Here is a 19,043-nt window from a genome sequence, read left to right as displayed (position 1 = left end):
GGAAGCATATAGTAAAAAAAATTGCCTGTCAAGTAAACTAATTTTTTAATATACCTTTATTCTGTAATTGAGCGCTTCAGCAATGTGTGCTCTTTTTACTTCTTCACTTTTTGCAAGATCTGCAATAGTTCTTGCAACTTTTAATACGCGTGTGTAGCCTCGATTGGAAATGTAATTTTCTTTCAGTACGTATTTTAGCAATTCTAACCCTGCCTGATCTGGTTCAGTAAATTTATTAAATGCTTCACCGCTTACTTCTGAATTGCAACGAATATTTAATTCACTATAGCGCTCAGTTTGAACTTTTCTTGCTGCTATCACTCTTTCTCTTATAATTTTAGTACTTTCTCCCTCCACAGAGATTTCAGGAGAGAGTATGCTAACGTTTGGCATTTCAATGCATATGTCTATTCTATCAAGCAATGGGCCTGATATTTTGTTTTTGTAATCTGTGCCACACTTTGGAGCTTTGTTGCACGATCTGCTTGCATCACCTAAATAACCGCACCTGCAAGGGTTCATTGCAGCTATCAGTTGAAAATTGGCAGGGTAGGTTATGTGAGCATTTGCCCTTGCAACGGTAACTTTTCTATCTTCAAGTGGTTGGCGCAGAGAATCAAGCACGAGTCTTGGAAATTCAGGTAGCTCATCAAGAAATAACACGCCATTGTGAGCCATGGTAATTTCTCCGGGTTTTGCATTCTTTCCTCCTCCTATCATTGCTGGCATGGAACATGAGTGATGAGGTTCACGAAAGGGGCGAGTTACTTTGAATATTTCATTACCAGTTTTTGTTATGCTGGAAATAATATTAACATCAATCATCTCCTGTTCGGTTAAATCAGGCAGCAATCCTATAAAGCGCTTAGCAAGCATTGATTTTCCAGTACCAGGAGGGCCAACAAGAAGCATATTATGCCCACCTGCTGCTGCAATTTCAGCTGCTCTTTTTGCAACAACTTGGCCTTTAATATCCTTCATATCGGGAACCAATCTTTTTTCTTTGGGTGCATCACTATATTTAAAAATTACTGGCTGAATTAATTGCTCACCCTTAAAGTGTCTGATAATATCAGTTAATTTCTCTATAGCTAGAATTGAAACATTCTTTACCCATGAAGCCTCTACTCCATTTCCCCTTGGGCAAATTACTCCTTTATTTGCCTGTTTTGCATTGATCGCTGTTGGCAGCACTCCTGAAACTGGAATAACTCTGCCATCAAGGGCAAGCTCACCCATAATGATATAAGACTGAACTTTTTCAACTGGTATCACATTCATTACAACAAGTAGTCCAATAGCAATAGCCAAGTCATAATGACTACCTTCTTTCAGTAAATCCGCAGGGGAGAGATTAACTGTAATTCTTTTTGGAGGTAGTAGTAGATTGATTGAATTTAACGCTGCTCTGATGCGTTCTTTGGATTCCGCAACAGTTTTATCTGGCAATCCAACAATATTAAAAGCTGGAATACCATTTGCCATATGAATTTGTGCATTGACATTTACTGTGCTAATTCCCTGAAGCGCAACGGTATTTATATTTGCAATCATAATATATTATATAAAATTGTTAATATAATATATTAAAGAAGTGATGAAGTAAAGGCTACAGCAATTAAAGATGGCTTAACTTAGCAAAAAAGTGTAGTATTCTATCACTTTGCTGATTACAAATGTTTATAAGGATAATCACTTTTTTCTTACTATATTCAAGTACGGCTTTTTGTAGTGATTGTAATTTTAATTTACCATACTGTGGGCTCAGTTGTAATCTAGATCTATCATATAGAAATTTAAGTAATATAAAAAAATTATTGAATAACGACGATAAGTTTGTTGCGCTTACGTTTGATGATGGACCGTCTAACAATAGAGTAAACGATATTATTAATGTTCTGGAAAGCTATGAAGCAAAAGCAACATTTTTTGTGCTTGGTGAACGTATAAATGAAAAAACGTCTGAAATAGTAAAGAAAATTCATGAATCAGGTCATGAGTTAGGCAATCACTCTTGGTCGCATAGGAAGTTGACATCACTTTCAAGTGAGGAACAATTGCAAGAATTGGAAAAGACAAATACAGCAATTAAAAATGCAATAAAACAAGATGTAAAATGGTTTCGTCCGCCATATGGATGTTATGACGATAATCTGATTGAAAATACTGATCAATTAAATATGTATTCAATATTATGGACAGTTGATTCGCTAGATTGGCAAGGTGATAAGCCAGAAACTTTAGTTGAAAGAGTTTTAAGTAATGTACATAATGGAGCAGTTATACTGTTTCATGATCACAATAACAGGTCAAACACAATTGAAGCTTTACCTCATATTATTAAAATACTAAAAAAATCAGGTTATAAGTTTGTGACCTTAAGTGAGTGGGAAAAAAGGGTTTGTAATACGGTAAAAGCCAGAAGTGTAACAATAAAAGAGGGGAAAAAAGTGTGTTTTGAAGGAATGTTATGTGGACAAAAAACAAAGTCTTTAACCGCAGAGCATTCATATTAGGTGGTATTCAGCTTACCATTTCTGCGGTTTTTAGTTGCAGGTTATATAATTTACAAATACGAAACAGACAAAAGTACGAAGCACTATCTAATAGTAATAGAATAAGAGTTGCTACTATTATGCCTAAGCGGGGCAAAATTTTAGATAGGAATAGCATTGAACTTGCGGTAAACAAAATTTCGTATGTTGTTTTGTTTGATGGTTCTGGTAAGGAAGTTGATTTGCAGACATTATCAGAAGTCGAGTCTAAAATAGCAAAATCGTCAGAAAAAATAACTGCTCTTTATAAACGTTATTACCCGTTTGGTTCAATGTGTTCTCATGTAATCGGATATACAAAAAGACAGCAAGGCATAAGCGAAGTAGGAATCAGCGGTATTGAATATACATATGATCATATATTGAAAGGCAAGTCAGGAAAATCTGAGCAGGAAATAAATTCTAAAAAACGCGTCATAAAAGAATTATCAAGCATACCACAACAAGACGGACAAGATGTACAACTGACAATTGATATTAATCTGCAAGAGAAAACCGCAGAGGTATTTAAAGATCACCAAGGCTCCGCAGTGGTAATTGATGTAAATAATGGAGAAATTTTAGCATTATATAATTCACCTTCTTACGATAATAATCTTTTTGCTAGCAGGCTATCAAATGAGACTTGGGAGAGCTTGAATGCTCCTTCATTGCCGCTCGTGAATCGTGCGTTATCATATCAAATTCCACCTGGTTCAATATTTAAAGTAATAGTTGCGCTTGCGGGTTTAAAAGACGGGATAATAACACCAGAAGAGAAATTCTCGTGCAAGGGCTATATGAAAATAGGTGAGCGGAAATTTCGTTGTCTGAAAAGCAAAGTCCATGGGTATGTATCTTTAAATGAGGCAATGGCATTATCATGCAACACTTACTTTTATAATATAGGGAAAAAAATAAGTGTAGACTCTCTAGTAGAAATGGCCAGAAAATTTGGTATTGGAAGTGGGCCACTGATTGGAACGTTTAAAGAAGAAGCTCCAGGGTTGTTGCCAGATAGAGATTGGCGTACACGAAAGCTATATTCGCAGTGGTATTTAGGTGACACTATCAACTTAGTTATAGGACAAGGGTATATGCTTACAACACCACTACAGCTTGCAGTTCTTGCAGCGAGGATTGCAACAGGAAAAGAGGTAATTCCCCGCATTAAGATGAATGAAACGATACAAGATTTTCCCGATATTGATGTGGATTGTGAGCATCTTAGCATAGTTCGAAAAGCTATGTTTGACGTGGTGAATTCTAAAACTGGAACCTATAAGAAAGGGCTAAGCGGTATACAAATTGCTGGCAAAACCGGTACACCAGAAATAAACTCTAAGGGCGAAAGTCATAAGTTATTTATCGCCTATGGCCCTTACCATAACCCGCGCTATGCAATCTCTGTGTTTATAGAACACGGCAAAGCCCCACGCCAAGATGTTGCTATAGCTAATGAAATATTTCAGTATATGCTTGAAACTATGAGTATTAAACTTCTTGCATAACCATATAACAAACTTTTATTGGGAATAGAAACGAAAAAACTTACTTGACACCCTTCGCCAGCGCCCTTATCATGATAGTGAGGCTATTGTATTTGCTTTCGCCAATCTGCAGATTAAAAGGTAAGGATTACTTAATGTATCGGCGTCTTATGTTCAATTTTTTGCAGTATATAGATACTGTATGTCTTTACAAAACTTCATCTACATCTAGATTTTTATCTAAATAAGCTGAACGCGCTTATAAAGCGTTACAAGACATCAAAAAATGCCAATACTCGACAGAGATAGTAAAAGACTAGCTAACTCGGGGATTCTTTGTCTTTTTTTCTGCTTAGTAAATTTCTTAAACATTTGCAGCGTAAGTTAGTTGCAATTAAAAGCGGCTGAATCTCGCTTGTCAAGCGTTTAAAACATAAAAAACGCCAATATTTTAAAGCGGATAATAACCACGGGGCTTCTTTTGCCTTTTTTTTCATTTGGTAAATTTCTTAATGTTTATGGCTAAACGACAACCGTCATCCCGCTGCTTGTTAGCGGGATCTATGTTAAGGTATAGTAGGGGGATCTATGTTAAGAGATACCGCGAATGAATCGCGGTATGACGGTGTAGATGATGGTTAAGTAATTCGTCATCCCGCTACGTGTTAGCGGGATCTATGTTAAGAGATACCGCGAATGAATCGCGGTATGACGGTTAAGTAAGGTGTCATTCCAGTGCTCCTTTTTTTGTCATCCCAGCGTCACGCGTTGGTTTCAACATTATATCATGAACTTTCTAAAATTCATTGAACTGTGCTTTCAAACGGTAGTGCCGGGGTGTGAGTATAACGATTATCAGTATATAAAAGTCATAGCAGACAGGCTGGAAGCAGCGAGCGCTGGTGAAGTGAAACGAATAATATTCAATATGCCTCCGCGCTCGATGAAGTCCATGTGCATAAGCGTTGCGTGGCCCGCATGGATACTGGGAAACCAACCAACTGCGAGAATAATAGTTGCAAGTTATTCTCAGCGGCTCAGCGAAAAGCACTCGCTCGACACCAGGTGCGTGATGCAGTCTAGTTGGTATAGAGCGCTATTTCCAGAGATAGAACTATCCAAAGACCAGAATACCAAATATAAATTTCAAACAGTGCAGAGAGGATACAGAATCGCAACATCAGTTGGTGGAACACTAACTGGTGAAGGTGGTGATTTTATCATTGTGGACGATCCGCTCAGTTCTGCTCAAGCTTTGAGTGAAACGCTTAGAAAGCGTGCCACAAACTGGTTTGATCAGACTTTAGTAACCAGGCTGAACGATAGAAAAAAAGGAGTCATCGTTCTTGTAATGCACAGGCTACACCAGGAGGACTTAACTGGACACCTTCTCTCCAAGCCAAAAAACATATGGCATCATATTTGTTTGCCAATGATTTCTGAAAATAAGCAGGTTATTTATTCAATCAAAAAGCCAATGCCTCCCGTTCCTGTCATCCGAGTAGCTCAGCACTGTGCGACCAGGCGATTATATAATAAACCAGCGTCACCTGTAAGGATATTATATTCAAGAGAAGAAGGTCAGTTGTTATATCCCCTCGATGGAGGAAAAGAAGAAGTTGAGATAATAAAAGCTGAACTTGGGAGTTACGCTTTTGCTGCTCAATATCAACAAAACCCTCTGCCGCTTTCAAGTGGTATAATTAAACCAGAGTGGTTGAAACGCTATAAAAAATTTCCTGATAATCTCTCGCATATAACACAAAGTTGGGATACTGCGGTTTCAACAAGTAACATGAGCAACTTTAGTGTCTGCACCACCTGGGCAAAAATGGATAATAAATTCTATTTACTCAACGTATATCGCGCAAAGCTTGAGTATCCAAAGCTTAAAGAACAGGTTTTGTCACTAGCTGCAAGATGGACGCCACACGCAATTTTAATCGAAGCAAAAACAAGTGGTCAACAATTGGTGCAAGAGCTAAAGACAAACAGTGATTTACCGATTATTGAAATAGTGCCACATGATGACAAGCTCACTCGATTTCATCAAATTGTTCCGATTATAGAGTCTGGCAAGGTTTTTCTGCCACATCAAGCAGTATGGCTGAACGATTTTGAGTATGAGATTTTAATGTTTCCTGAAACGCGCCACGACGACCAAGTGGACAGTACCGTACAATATTTGCAGTGGGTGAGAAACAGTACCTCTAGGGTTGCAGCTATACGAGCATTGTGATTTGAGTCTACCAGTACTGGGATGACAGCTAGGAGACAACCGTCATCCCGCTACTTATTAGCGGCTGAGATACCGCAGCGGTATGACGGTTCGCGGCGGCATGACAATAAGCTCGTCATTCCGCTACTCGTTAGCGGAATCTATGCTGAGATATCGCGGCGGTATGATGTAGGGAAACCTTTCTTGGGTTAGCTATATCAATAGCATTGCTTTAAAAAGAGTGCCCATATTTTCAGTCAACCTTAAGAATTCACTAAAGATCCTATTCTTTTGTTCATCACTTGCGCTTTTCATTAAAGCCTGGGTTCTTTCTTTTATGCCAAAAAGATATAAAAATTCCCTTTGAGTTAAAATCTCACAATCTACATGCTTTAATGGATCTCTTAACGCTTGAAAGTTCACAAGTGCGGTAATATCACTATTACCAACATTCTCAAGAAAATTAGCATACTTATGTTGTTTTATCGATTGCAAAGTGCTCTTATATGCGGGGTATACATAACCGTAATCTACAATCAAAGCAGCTCCTTTATTATTATATATCTTCTTCTCAAGTTTTTTTAATATTTCAACCCCAACTGAACATATTTCCACCACTGCACCATTAAAAAATTTTCCATTTGTCATCTGAGTAGCTGACACTGGAATCCATGATTCTTTTTTTCTGGATTCCAGTGTCACGCACTGGCATGACACCAAGAGACTGCCATCATCTTGTTTTGTCACCATATTTTCATACCACCCCTCATCATGATATACAAACTGATCTATCGGAAGAGCGTCAAAGAACTCATTTGCTAAAAAAATGGTTGGTTGTTCTGGTAGGTTGTCAATATTTTTGTGCCAATTAACATCTAAGCTTTTTAATTTTTCCTTTTGTATCTTCCGTAAAGTAGGGCTTATTTCAACTAAGTGGATCAACATTGAATTAAAAAAGCTGCTGTATTTTTTAGTGACTCTTATTATATCGTGAATGAGTGTTCCTTTGCCTGGCCCAAGTTCAACTAGAGAAAATTTTGATGGCTTTCCTAATTTTTCCCATGTATGCATTATCCAAACTGCAATTACTTCACCAAATAATTGGCTGATCTCAGGTGCGGTAGTAAAATCACCATCCTTACCAAGCGGTAATTTACTTGTATAATAGCCGTATTTTTCATGGTACAAAACGGCATTCATGAAATCACTGATGGATATTGATCCTTGACTTTTGTCAATTAATTCGTGTATATAAGTGAGCATGTTATTAATAAATGTTTAACTATAGCGTGCCATAATATAAAATAGTAGAGTATTTATATATATAGTATAAACTTAAGTTTGTGAGTAATAGTGCTTCAGTTATGGACGACAAAAACACCGATTATGTTGCCCTTATACCTCAAGATGATAGTATTGAATACAAATTTGAAGAAGCTGTCAATTTTATAGAAAACAAGGTTATAAATGCTGATGGGCTAACTTTAGCGGAAGTGTTTCAAGTGCTAGTTCAAATGCTAAATGGTGATCTAGAATTGGTAAAAAAAGTACTAGCATGTGCTAATATTATGGCAAAGCATGGAATGAAGGTAGCAAAAGAGTCGCAATTAAGCAGAGCTGATGTTCGCCGAGCTTTGGAAGGTAGAGAAAGTGTTGTCAATAGACAAGATTTTATAAAGAAACCACCTCTTCCACCTGCTATAAAATCGACCAAAAAGAAAAGTAGAGGTCTTTAAATGGCCGAATCTATAAAAAAATTTACTGTACAATGTGACTTCAAAGGGCAAAGTTCACCTTTTGCAATATATATAGGAAATCCAAAAAGCGATGCTCATCCAATTCATCATCAAGATTCCTGGCTTGTAAAAGAACGTGGAGGGAATATCCCTAATAAAGTAAAAGAAAGTCTACAAAAATTATATAAACTATCTCAAGAAAATGGAGTCTCTTTCTCAGAGTTATGCGCGTATGCCATTACTGTGGTTAGTAATAATGATAAAAAAAGTGACGACAAGGAGTAAGATAGTTTAATCCCTCAATATTTCATTTATAGAGATTTTCGATCTCGTCTTTTCATCCACTTTTTTTACTATGACTGCACAATAGGTTGAAATATTATTTTTAGATGGAATAGACCCTGGTACCACTACAGAATAAGGTGGCACTTCGCCGTAAAATACCTTGCTAGTTTCTCTATCAATAATCTTTGTTGATGCCCCAATAAACACGCCTATGCCAAGGACTGATCCTTCTCTCACTACCACACCCTCGGCCACTTCGCTACGTGCTCCAATAAAGCAATTATCTTCTATAATGACAGGTGAAGCTTGAATAGGCTCAAGAACTCCACCTATTCCCACTCCACCAGAAATATGACAGTTTTTTCCTATTTGCGCACAGCTACCAATCGTTGACCAGGTATCTATCATTGTTCCTGAATCAACATATGCACCAACGTTGATAAAACTTGGCATTAGAACAACATTTGTACCTATATAAGCAGATCGGCGAACAAAACACCCAGGAACTGCTCTAATTTTTAACCGGCGAAATTTCTCCTCATTCCATTCACTAAACTTGTTACCGATCTTATCAAACCAGCAATTGGTATTATCTATTATTTTATTTTCTTCGGTGAGAAAATGTAATAATATTGCTTGCTTTATCCACTTATGTACTACCCATTCTCCACTTGATAGCTTTTCTGCTACTCTAATTTTGCCACTATCAAGGAGCTCAATTACCTCTTTAATTGCTATTCTTGCTGTTTTCTTTAGATTACAGTCATTAAATTTTTCTCTATTTTTCCAAATATCTTTTATCTCACTCTGTGTTTTTTTTAGTTGCAAACCTTCCATTTGTTATATATATATTGATATTAAATTTGTAGCTCGTATCATTTGGGCTTGTTACTACTTATATGTAAGTGCTATGAAAATACAATGTAATAGTTGTACTAAAACTTACTTAGTATCTCCTAAGCAAATTGGCGCGTCTGGAAGAAAGGTAAAATGTACGAACTGCAATCACATATGGCATGAATATCTAGAAGAAGTGTCAAACAAATCGCACTCTGCTAATATACAGGAAAAAAAAGTTAGTGGAAGGAATTTTTTACAAAATCTAGCATTTACCACTCTAGCTTTTGCAACAGCTACAGGGTTATGCGTCGTAATTGCTAACGGCATCTTTCCTAGAGAGATGAACAAAGCATACAAAACGATCAGTTTATACAAGGATTCAATAAGCTATAAATTAGGGTACAAAAAAGAACAAACAGAAAGTCCAAATGTAAAAAAACTTGCTGTAAATAAGTTTTATCAAGACTACCTTTTTTTATCTAATTTAAGATCTAGTTAAATAGGCATACCGATATCGGTCTCTAGCTACTCAGATGGTGCTTAGGGTGACAGAGTTTTGAAAATAAGTTATTTTTTAGCAAAAAAGGCAGCTCATGAGTATTAAAATTGCACCTTCTATACTTTCAGCAGATTTTGCAAAATTAGGGGAAGAAGTAAGAAAAATTAGCGATTTAGGTGTGGATTACATACACATAGACGTTATGGATGGGAATTTCGTTCCAAATATTACAATTGGTCCTAGCGTTGTTTCTGCAATACGTAAATATAGCAATCTTCCTTTTGATGTGCATTTAATGGTCAAATCTCCTGGTAACCACATTGAAAGCTTTATAAATGCTGGTGCTGATATTATCACTGTACATGCAGAAGCAGAGACACACCTTGAGAGGTTGATAAGAGAGATAAAGTCATACAAAAATGTAAACGACGAAAAAAAACCGATTCAAGTTGGAGTTTCAATTGTTCCTTCAACTTCTCCAAGTGTGCTTGAATATATAATACATGAGCTAGATATTGTGCTGATTATGACAGTCAACCCTGGCTTTGGAGGGCAGGAATTCATTCATTCACAGTTGAACAAGATATCTACTATAAAAAAAATGATACAAGAGCGTAACCTTAAAACACAAATTTCAGTAGATGGTGGAATTAACTTTTTTAACGCAGCTGATATAATAAAAGCAGGTGCAGATATTTTAGTTGCGGGATCGGCGATATTCAAGGCTGAAGATATTAAGAAGGCCATAAACTATCTTAAAAATCCATCGTAGTAATCCTATATAGCTAAAGTGGCTTAGGTTTACCTACAATTTGAAAAACAACAAATTCGTCATTCCGCTACTCGTTAGCGGAATCTATGCTGAGATACCGCGGCGGTATGACGTAGAAAAACCTTTCTTGGGTTGTATCCGTTCAGCTAAGCGGTGTGAGAGATGATAGATAAGAGGTTTTGGAAAGGATTGAGACCCCTTTGTTTCCATGTCAAGTATAATGAAATTATCCGTTCAAGTTCCCCACTTCGATTGGGTAAAATATGAATTTTTGCGATAAACGACATAATGCCGTATCTGCTGTTCAGCATGGTTGTTTGTCAGCGGAATGTTTTCTGGGTCATCTAAAAATTTCCACATCATTCTTTCAGATTTCAAAATATTCTTTGCAACTCGAGAAGCTCCAATTGCTTCAGGTAAACGGCTTCAAGTAATACCTTGTACGTTTTCGCAACTTTCTGGCACGTCTGGTAAATCTAAAAACATCTATCTCATTTTTTAGCAAGGCCTTTTTTAGTGCAAATAATTCAGTGGCTACGTTTCTTAAGTAACAGCCCAGAACTTTAACTTCAACTATGTGCTAATCTTTCAAAATCTCTTGATAAATGTGCCCAACAGATTTGCCTATTCTTATCGGCAAAGTAGTTGTATGCTGCGTACCTGTCGTAAGCTATTGCGATTGCAGAACTTACTATTTTGTAAAACCTTCATTCCTCTTGACTCTGTCAATTTTATAAAACTTGCTGTATTACTGGCAAACATCCAGCACCAACCAAGTTTACCTTTGTTATAATGGCTCGTTTCATCGATATGCAGAACTTCACTTTTACTTACTTCTTGCTCGATTTGCTCATATGCTTCTTGGCATTTTTCTGCAACTCTAGCCTCGCTATTTGACACGCTACCAACACTGATGCCCAGGTTGAAAATATTTTTTATAATATTTGCTACTTCTCTTTTCGAGTTCTTGTAAAATCCGCTCAGCGCCGCAATTGTTGACTTAACTTTTGGACCAAATGTATCCGCAGTAACACCTTCTGGTAGCCTGCTACTTTTTCTTTTTCCACACTTGCAACAGCGGCCATTGGTATTCCACAACATAAGCTGGCAAATCAACTTTTTGATGAATGTATGGCTCTTTCGATATCGCAATTTCTCCTCCGCACTCGCAAGAACTCTATTTTCACCACTTCATCTGCTTCCATTTTAGGGCGATACTTTCCTTCATGCCCAATCTGTGCCCCTATTTTCCTGTCACTTTTTTTCTTTTTCTTCTTTAGCTTGTATAACTCTTTTGAGCTCGGTATCGATGAATTTTGTGAATTCAGACCTAGTCTTTCTTTCAATTCAGCATTTTCGATTCTTAGCGCCTTATTCTCAGATCTAAAATTTTCGTTTTCTATCTCTAACCTCTTTATCTCTGCTTTTAGTTGCTCTATCTCTATTTTAAAGCTTTCACAGAGCTTGAGAAGACTAGCTAGTAGATCAGACATATTTACCACACATACTACTTGTGATATTATGTTTTTAGCACTCCTTGTCTACTTTTTATTTTACCGCTCCGCTGAACGGATACCTTTTTTTTACTGTTTGAGTATGTAAGGATTATGACGACCTATCCCAAACCTCAACTATATCCTCACTAAACTCTATTATCTTTGTTTTTTTAAACTGATAACAGTTGTTAATGAATTGAATCCCTAAATCTCCTACAAAAGGAGTGGCATCATTGCCTAAAATTTTACCACTGCGGCATATTATCAACCTGTCGATTAAATTACACTTTAATAGTTCTGTGATTAACACTCCTCCACCTTCAACTAATAATCTTGTTATACCAATTTCTGAAACAAGTTTTAATGCCATGTCCTTTAGGCAAACCTTACCTGCGTTGCTTGAATTAACTACTAAGTAGTTAATGTTTTTTATTTTTTTCTCTACTTCTTTATTTGTGATGACCCAAGTTATTACTTTGTCTGCAGTCTTTGCAATGTTATGCTCTTCCTTTAATCTCCCTTGACTATCTATAATTAGCCTTATTGGCGATCTACTTCCGAGTCCTGGTAATCTGCAAGTTAAGAGTGGATCATCATTAATAAGAGTATTGCTGCCAATCATAATTGCATCATATTTCGTTCTGAGCTCATGCACCCAGTTTCTCGTATTTTCACTTGTTATCCATTTGCTATCGCCTGTAAATGTTGCGATTTTTCCGTCAAGAGTTGTTGCGACTTTGCAAGCTATAAATGGTCTATGTAATTCTTTAGTGGTGAAAAAACCGACATTCAGTTCTTTTGCCTCTTTTTGCATAATACCTTGCTCAACTTCAATTCCTGCTTCTTTCAGAGCTTTCATGCCTCTGCCTGAAACTCTACTATCTGGGTCAATAGTTGCAATTACTACTCTTTTTATGCTAGCTTTTATGATTTTTGCAGTGCAAGGCCCCGTGACTCCGTGATGACAACATGGCTCAAGAGTGATATATATAGTTGCGCCATGAGTTGAATCTTTAGCGTTTTGCAAAGCGACTACCTCCGCATGCGGACGCCCGCCAATCCCTGTGTATCCCTCACTAACAATTGTACCATCCTTTACAATAATACACCCGACAGCAGGATTTGGTGCAACATTTCCAAGATTTTTTTCTGCAAGCCTTAATGCAATTGACATGAAATGATCATCAGTCATTAGAAAGAAGTCATTTCGTATGAGGTATCAAAAATTCTTCTGTGCTCGTGTATAGCAAATCTATCTGTCATACCTGAGATATAGTCACATATTATTACTGAACGCTGAGATTCACAAGCGAGTTTGCTCCACTCTGTGGGAAGTAATCCTGGGTTTTCATAAAAACATTGAAAGAGTTCCTGTATTATGCGTTTTGCTTTGTTCATCGTTCTACTCAGTTTATAGCTTCTGTATATTTTCTCCATGTTGAATCTTTTCATTTCTTTTGTAGCATTCGCAACTTCTGGTGAAAATGTGACTAGCATTTTATTTAGACTTCTTACGTCTTCTACGCTTTTTATTTTGTGATCTTCAATATTTCTTTCAGTCTGAGAAACAACATCACTTATCATAGTTCCTATAGTTCCACTCAGTGATTCATGTATGAGTTTGCTCTGAGGCAATTCTGAATATCTGCTCCTTATGTCTTTAAACATTTTTTCAATTAAAGGAACATTCAGCAAATCTTCGATGGTTACTAAATTCGCCCTGAGTGCATCATCAAGATCGTGAACACTGTAAGCAATATCATCGGCAATTGAAGCAACTTGCGCTTCAATGCTTGAAAATTCTTCAAGTTTTAGATCATATTTTTTGTTGTATTCTAATAACAGCTGATTATTTGTAGAAGACTCCGCGTTTTGACCAAGCAAGGGACCGTTATGTTTTGCAACTCCTTCAATCACCTCCCAACTTAGATTCATACCATCAAAATCAGCATGTTTTTGTTCGAGGTAAGTTAAAATCCTTATAGCTTGAACATTATGATCAAACTCATACTTCTCGTTATCAAGATTCAAATCTTGAACTGATTTCTTTAGAGCATCTTCACCTGCATGACCAAATGGAGGATGACCAAGATCATGTGCGAGCGCTATGCATTCAGTGATATCCTCATTTAAGCCAAGTCTACGCGCAATGGACCTTGCAATTTGTGCAACTTCAAGGCTATGAGTAAGCCGAGTGCGATAGTAGTCGTGCTCATAATTGATAAAAACTTGTGTTTTGTACTCCAATTTTCTAAACGCATTAGAGTGAATGATACGGTCCCTATCACGCTGAAAGCAGCTGCGATTCTCATCTTCTGGCTCTTTGAAGTATCTCCCTTTTGTTTTGCTTGGAAAACATGCATAATTTAATAGAAAGTTATTGTTTGACATGTAAAATTTCTACTATAATAAGTTATCAATAATAAACGGTGGTTACTATGTCAACAAATTACAACATCAACTTAACTGATAATGCACTAAAAAAAATCCACTCTCTTGCAGAGCAGGAAGGGGATAAGAGTTCCATTTTACGGGTTGCAGTTTCAGGTGGTGGATGTTCTGGCTTCAAATACAATTTTCTTATGGATCAAATGAATAAAAATCTATCTTTGGATGATGAAGACGATGATTACGATGATGAGTTTGATGACGAAGACGAAGATGATGACTATGAAGAAAGTGAGGACTATAGAAGCCACTCCAGTTTTAGCGAAAAAGGTAAAGATATAGTAATTAATGATGAAAATGGAAACCCTGTATTAATGGTTGATAATTGTTCAGCAAAATTTTTAAATAACTCAGTTATAGATTATACTGAGGATCTCAGTGGTTCTGGTTTTCAAATAAAGAATGCCTTTGCTAAGTCTCAATGTGGTTGTGGTAACAGTTTTTCGGTTTAATTATTACTAAAACTTAGATGCCTTCTGGATCTTTTAAACATGGGTGGTAATGTAGCACTAGAACTAACTTCCGTAGATAAAAGCTTCAAGAACAATTCTGCTGTTGTAAAGGATATCAACTTAAGTGTCACAAGAGGGCAAGTAGTAGCGCTGATTGGCGATTCAGGTGCAGGGAAAACAACTATATTGCAAATCGCAGGCTTGTTGGACAAGCCAACTTCAGGTATAGTTACGATAGATGGAATAAATTGCACACAAGCCAGTAATAAGCATAAAACTCATGTAAGAAGAAATTTTCTTAGTTTTGTTTATCAATTTCACTATTTGTTACAAGAGTTATCGGTGTTGGAAAATATTATGCTTCCTCAACTCATTGCAGGAAAAAGCAAAGCTGAAGCAAAAAAAAATTCGCAAGCAATGTTGGAAAAATTTGGTCTGGAAAACAAAGCAAGTAGCATGGTATCTGAAGTTTCGGGTGGGGAAAGGCAGAGAGTTGCAATTGCAAGAAGCATTGTAAATTCTCCAAAGCTTTTACTTGCAGATGAGCCAACAGGAAACTTAGATCCAACAAATTCTTTTAACGTGTTTTTACTGCTACATTCATACGTAAAGGAAAATAACAGCTCTATGCTTATAGTAACACACAATCATCTCCTTGCAGAAAAGGCAGACTGCATTTTCCAATTGAGAGATCGATCATTAGTGAAGTTGTGAATAGGAAAAATAGCACAATTTCTATGCCTTATACTTATCTAACCAATGATCATTAACAGAGTACAACTCGCATGAAATGCTTTCATTGCTTTTTATACACGGACTTTTTAACTTACGCTGTTTACTTAGGGAACACCCCGATAACATAAACACAGCTAAAACAAAAAATAATAGCTTTTTAAACATAACAAAACCTTTTCATTTATATTACTACACTCATTTCTCTTGTTTGTAAAGATTAGGCATATTCTTTTACCCTTACCTCTTTTTTGACCTTTTGAAAAGAAATAGTTGCACTATTCAAGCGCAGTTTTATATAATTGTCCACGATTTGAGTCACTTCCTCTTCTTTATCCTTTAGAAAGTGATTAGTATCATCTATTATATAGTATTTCATGTGATCACTTCTTACTGAATTTATCAACCTTTTTGCTAATTCTGTTACATCGCTTTCTTCTGAGATTGTATCATTACTGCTTTGTATTATAAGCCCAGAAACTGGACAGGGAGAAAGAAAAGAAAAATCGTACTTAGTTACCGGAAGAGAAAGAGCAATAAAACCCACTATCTCAGGGCGGCGCATTGTTAGCTGCATAGCCACCCATGCTCCAAAAGAAAAACCAGCGATCCAAATTGGAACATTGCTAGGATTATGTTCCTGAAGCCAATCAATGGCTACCGCAGCATCAGTTAATTCTCCTATACCCTTATCAAAAGTTCCGGTAGATTTTCCCACACCACGAAAGTTAATTTTCAATGCAGAAAAATTGTTATCGATAAAAGACGTATATGTACTATGTACAATTTTACTATCCATATTACCACCATATTGAGGATGATGATGTAAAACCAGCACAACCGGCGCGTTGGCATCTTTGCTTTGGTGGTATTCACCTTCTATCTTTCTTGTTGCATTATTCAAAAAAACTTCAACCATGGTAACCCCTAATAAGAACCCGCTTGACAGGTATTAATGACGTGAGTTATTAATTATGTATTAATTTCGCTGTTTTTGCAATAAATTTTTTATCGTGTTAAAGCTAACGTACATAGTTATGGCTATAGTTGATGGTAAACTTATTTAAGTGACAGATGAGTCCATTCTCTTTAGAAAATAGTGGTTGCGTATATGCTGATTACAATGCAACTGCTCCAATTAGTGAAAATGTAAAAAAAAGTATATTTGAGGTCTTGTTAAAACAAACGCTCAATCCATCATCACTACATAAAAGAGGACAAGAAGCGAGGAAGATTCTTCAGGATGCAAGAGATAACGTACGTGGTGCTATTGGCGTCTCAAGTGATAAAGAAATAGTTTTTACGTCTGGTGCAACTGAAGCGAATAACCTTGTTATGAGAGGAATAGCAGGCTACCTGCATATAATTTCAGCTATAGAGCATCCTTCAATTCTTAATTCTGCATGTAATCCATATATAATACCTGTTAATCAGGAGGGCATTGTTGACTTTTTAGAGCTAGAAAAAATTCTAAGCGAACTTAAAGGAAACAAAGCAATAGTTTCAGTTATGATGGCAAATAACGAAACCGGAGTTATTCAACCTATTGAGGAAATAGCTGAAATAGCCCACAAATTTGGAGCAATTTGCCACACTGACACTGCTCAAAGTGTTGGGAAAATTAAAGTTAATATGGAAGATTTAGGAGTGGATTTACTCACTTTATCCGCCCATAAATTTGGCGGTGTAGCAGGCAGTGGAGTTTTAATATTCAATAAAGAACTTGCGATAGAACCTATTATAATAGGTGGTGGACAAGAGAAGGGATTTCGTGGTGGTACGGAAAATATTGTTGCGATTGCAGGCCTTTCTGCTGCACTGCAAAATATTCCAGACCTTCTATCAAAAATGGATGAAGTAAAGGAGCTACGTGATCAATTAGAGTGTGAATTATTAAATCTTGCCAGTGACATAAGAATCTTCGGTAAAAACTCTAAGAGGCTGCCAAACACAAGTTTTATTTATATGCCAGGAGTAAAGAGTGATGTGCAGCTTATGCATTTTGACTTGAATCATATTGCAGTTAGTAATGGCTCCGCATGTTCTTCTGGAAAAGTTGAGCCTTCCCATGTTTTGCTTGCAATGGGGGCAACAAAAGAGCAAGCGGAGTGTTCAATTAGAATCAGTATAGGTCCAGAAACTAAACCACAAGACATAAAAAAAATAGTGGATTGTTGGTATAATATCTACAAGCAGAACACCTTGGTATAGATAATACGTGGTATCATGCAGGCACTGGCCGAGCATTAGATGTAAAAAATTACTTTACAACTCCGCGGTATCTCTAGATCCCGCTAACAAGCAGCGGGATGACGGTTGTTAGGCTAGCTGTCATCCAAGTAGCTGACACTGGTTCCTTTATGACGGCAGTGCCCCTATGGTGTCATTCCAGTGTCCTGACTACTTGGATCTAGCAAGCTTTGCTTGCAAATAAGTCTAATACGTGTCGCGTTTTATGCCAAAACACAATTGGAGTTACATGCAAAATAGATCCCAGACTGGGATGACAAAAAAAGAGCACTGGAATGACACCATTTGCTGTGCAATTTACCTTCAAAAATGAATGTTCGTACAGCTATGGATTCATTCGCGGTATCTCACCATAGATCCCGCTGACAAGCAGCGGTATGACGGTTATCAGTAAACATGAATTACTTTAGCTATGCAATCAGGCTTCCTAAAAACACTTTGTAGCCAATCAATTCTTGAGTATAAAAAGAATTCCTTTAATAATAAGGTATGCTAATCAGGAATTTAATAAAACAAGCAACTCAAGTAGGAAGCAGTGAAAATGCAATACGGTATGTCGAATATCTCTATCAATTTGAGAAGTTTAGAAACACATTAAACCTCACTTTATCACTAATAAAGCAAAACAGGCTCTCATTTGAAATATACCAAGAGGGATTAGTGGATATGGAAGAGGGAGTGTGTAAGACAATCAGGTCTTCCAGTGTAAATAGATATGTTATTGTACTGAGGAAGTCAAACCCATACATTATAGTGCATGAACTTTCACACATGGTTGAAAATGAACTGAACTTAAGTTTGGAACAGGAATTTCTCCATAAAGTTTACCAGGATATTGAGCAGAACCTAAAGCAAGCAAATATTCTTGTGCAGAAAATTATCGGCCAAGTTATATTTAAGGAGATACAGGCTTATCAAACTGCAAAATCACGTGCATCTGAATTATTTGCACGCTATTTTGAGCTATTTGCTTGGGCGCAGGAGGTTTACCCTAAAGATAAAGAATACTTAATCCGCACTCAAGACTTAAACAAAGTGTTCCTTGCTACTGGCCAATGGAAAAAGAGCTACCTTGATTCACAAATGATGGAGAGAATAGATAAGGAAATCAAGGAATACAGCAATAAAACTGCCACTAAAGACGTAACCAAAGTGCAAAGCAGTTGGACTAATAAATTTTCTCCTGGGGGCAAAAAAATTAGCTCTATATTTGGAGATGATGATTAGCTTATAGTGCAGGTTTTCCTACGTCATGCCGCCGCGAACCGTCATACCGCGATTCATTCTTTTG

The 19,043-nt window shown here is 36.8% G+C and carries 17 protein-coding genes and 1 pseudogene; 11 read left to right on the top strand and 7 right to left on the bottom strand.

The window, feature by feature from the left end; genetic code table 11:
* Positions 1 to 45: 45 nt before the first annotated feature.
* Positions 46 to 1,554, bottom strand: a complete 1,509-nt coding sequence (locus ABL518_RS05530; protein ID WP_095742738.1) for a YifB family Mg chelatase-like AAA ATPase — start codon at positions 1,552 to 1,554, stop codon at positions 46 to 48.
* Between the two features lie 122 nt (positions 1,555 to 1,676).
* Here ABL518_RS05530 and ABL518_RS05525 point away from each other — a divergent pair, with 122 nt between their 5' ends.
* From ABL518_RS05525 to terL, 3 genes are all read left to right on the top strand, one after another.
* The gene (locus tag ABL518_RS05525) at positions 1,677 to 2,516 is read left to right on the top strand and encodes a polysaccharide deacetylase family protein (protein ID WP_010962787.1); all 840 of its coding nucleotides are present in this window, start codon (positions 1,677 to 1,679) and stop codon (positions 2,514 to 2,516) included.
* Positions 2,471 to 4,045 carry a penicillin-binding transpeptidase domain-containing protein gene (locus ABL518_RS05520; protein ID WP_006280388.1) on the top strand — a complete coding sequence of 525 codons (1,575 nt, stop codon included), beginning with the start codon at positions 2,471 to 2,473 and terminating at the stop codon, positions 4,043 to 4,045. Before ABL518_RS05525 ends, ABL518_RS05520 begins: the two co-directional genes overlap by 46 nt.
* A 766-nt stretch (positions 4,046 to 4,811) precedes the next feature.
* A complete protein-coding gene (terL, locus tag ABL518_RS05515; RefSeq protein ID WP_010082396.1) occupies positions 4,812 to 6,263 on the top strand; it encodes a phage terminase large subunit in 1,452 nt (483 codons plus the stop codon).
* Positions 6,264 to 6,455: 192 nt separating this feature from the next.
* On the opposite strand, the gene ABL518_RS05510 is transcribed toward terL, so the two are convergent.
* Entirely contained in the window at positions 6,456 to 7,505 is a 1,050-nt protein-coding gene (locus ABL518_RS05510) for a class I SAM-dependent methyltransferase (RefSeq protein WP_010962785.1), read from the bottom strand.
* Positions 7,506 to 7,606: 101 nt separating this feature from the next.
* On the opposite strand from ABL518_RS05510, the gene ABL518_RS05505 reads away from it, so the two are divergent.
* Together ABL518_RS05505 and ABL518_RS05500 are read left to right on the top strand one after the other, a co-directional pair.
* Positions 7,607 to 7,978 (top strand): hypothetical protein, encoded by a 372-nt coding sequence (locus tag ABL518_RS05505; RefSeq protein WP_022626336.1) that lies wholly within the window; start codon positions 7,607 to 7,609, stop codon positions 7,976 to 7,978.
* Positions 7,979 to 8,263, top strand: coding sequence for a DUF2610 domain-containing protein (locus ABL518_RS05500; protein WP_010962783.1), 285 nt, complete (start codon positions 7,979 to 7,981; stop codon positions 8,261 to 8,263).
* A gap of 6 nt (positions 8,264 to 8,269) precedes the next feature.
* Here the strand turns inward: ABL518_RS05500 and dapD are convergent, their stop codons facing one another.
* Positions 8,270 to 9,100: a 2,3,4,5-tetrahydropyridine-2,6-dicarboxylate N-succinyltransferase gene (dapD, locus tag ABL518_RS05495; protein WP_010962782.1), complete on the bottom strand. Its 831-nt coding sequence runs from the start codon at positions 9,098 to 9,100 to the stop codon at positions 8,270 to 8,272.
* 73 nt (positions 9,101 to 9,173) lie between these two features.
* On the opposite strand from dapD, the gene ABL518_RS05490 reads away from it, so the two are divergent.
* Positions 9,174 to 9,602: a zinc-ribbon domain-containing protein gene (locus tag ABL518_RS05490; protein WP_010962781.1), complete on the top strand. Its 429-nt coding sequence runs from the start codon at positions 9,174 to 9,176 to the stop codon at positions 9,600 to 9,602.
* Positions 9,603 to 9,696: 94 nt separating this feature from the next.
* Positions 9,697 to 10,374, top strand: a complete 678-nt coding sequence (gene rpe, locus ABL518_RS05485; protein ID WP_095742736.1) for a ribulose-phosphate 3-epimerase — start codon at positions 9,697 to 9,699, stop codon at positions 10,372 to 10,374.
* Between the two features lie 146 nt (positions 10,375 to 10,520).
* Here rpe and tnpC read toward each other — a convergent pair.
* The 3 genes and pseudogenes from tnpC to ABL518_RS05470 all read right to left on the bottom strand — a co-directional run bounded on the left by tnpC (position 10,521) and on the right by ABL518_RS05470 (position 14,261).
* Positions 10,521 to 11,867: pseudogene (gene tnpC, locus ABL518_RS05480) on the bottom strand (IS66 family transposase).
* A 112-nt stretch (positions 11,868 to 11,979) separates the two neighbouring features.
* Positions 11,980 to 13,062, bottom strand: coding sequence for a bifunctional diaminohydroxyphosphoribosylaminopyrimidine deaminase/5-amino-6-(5-phosphoribosylamino)uracil reductase RibD (gene ribD, locus ABL518_RS05475; protein ID WP_010962779.1), 1,083 nt, complete (start codon positions 13,060 to 13,062; stop codon positions 11,980 to 11,982).
* Positions 13,062 to 14,261 (bottom strand): deoxyguanosinetriphosphate triphosphohydrolase, encoded by a 1,200-nt coding sequence (locus ABL518_RS05470; protein ID WP_070356885.1) that lies wholly within the window; start codon positions 14,259 to 14,261, stop codon positions 13,062 to 13,064. Before ABL518_RS05470 ends, ribD begins: the two co-directional genes overlap by 1 nt.
* 47 nt (positions 14,262 to 14,308) lie before the next feature.
* Between ABL518_RS05470 and ABL518_RS05465 the strand changes: the two genes are divergently transcribed.
* A complete protein-coding gene (locus tag ABL518_RS05465) occupies positions 14,309 to 14,770 on the top strand; it encodes a HesB/IscA family protein (protein ID WP_010081891.1) in 462 nt (153 codons plus the stop codon).
* A 39-nt stretch (positions 14,771 to 14,809) separates the two neighbouring features.
* On the top strand, positions 14,810 to 15,484 hold the full coding sequence (locus tag ABL518_RS05460; protein WP_010962776.1) for an ABC transporter ATP-binding protein: 675 nt from the start codon (positions 14,810 to 14,812) through the stop codon (positions 15,482 to 15,484).
* A 238-nt stretch (positions 15,485 to 15,722) separates the two neighbouring features.
* On the opposite strand, the gene ABL518_RS05450 is transcribed toward ABL518_RS05460, so the two are convergent.
* Positions 15,723 to 16,421: an alpha/beta hydrolase gene (locus ABL518_RS05450; protein WP_010081989.1), complete on the bottom strand. Its 699-nt coding sequence runs from the start codon at positions 16,419 to 16,421 to the stop codon at positions 15,723 to 15,725.
* A 155-nt stretch (positions 16,422 to 16,576) separates the two neighbouring features.
* On the opposite strand from ABL518_RS05450, the gene ABL518_RS05445 reads away from it, so the two are divergent.
* Positions 16,577 to 17,713: a cysteine desulfurase family protein gene (locus tag ABL518_RS05445; RefSeq protein ID WP_010081988.1), complete on the top strand. Its 1,137-nt coding sequence runs from the start codon at positions 16,577 to 16,579 to the stop codon at positions 17,711 to 17,713.
* Positions 17,714 to 18,241: 528 nt separating this feature from the next.
* Complete coding sequence (locus tag ABL518_RS05440; RefSeq protein WP_010081987.1) at positions 18,242 to 18,979, top strand: hypothetical protein; 738 nt, start codon at positions 18,242 to 18,244, stop codon at positions 18,977 to 18,979.
* The last annotated feature ends 64 nt before the right edge of the window (positions 18,980 to 19,043 follow it).

Source organism: Wolbachia endosymbiont of Drosophila willistoni (genome assembly GCF_040084705.1).
Classification (GTDB): domain Bacteria; phylum Pseudomonadota; class Alphaproteobacteria; order Rickettsiales; family Anaplasmataceae; genus Wolbachia; species Wolbachia pipientis.
Note: the sequence above shows the minus strand (reverse complement) of the source record. Positions and strands in the feature narration are given on the sequence as shown.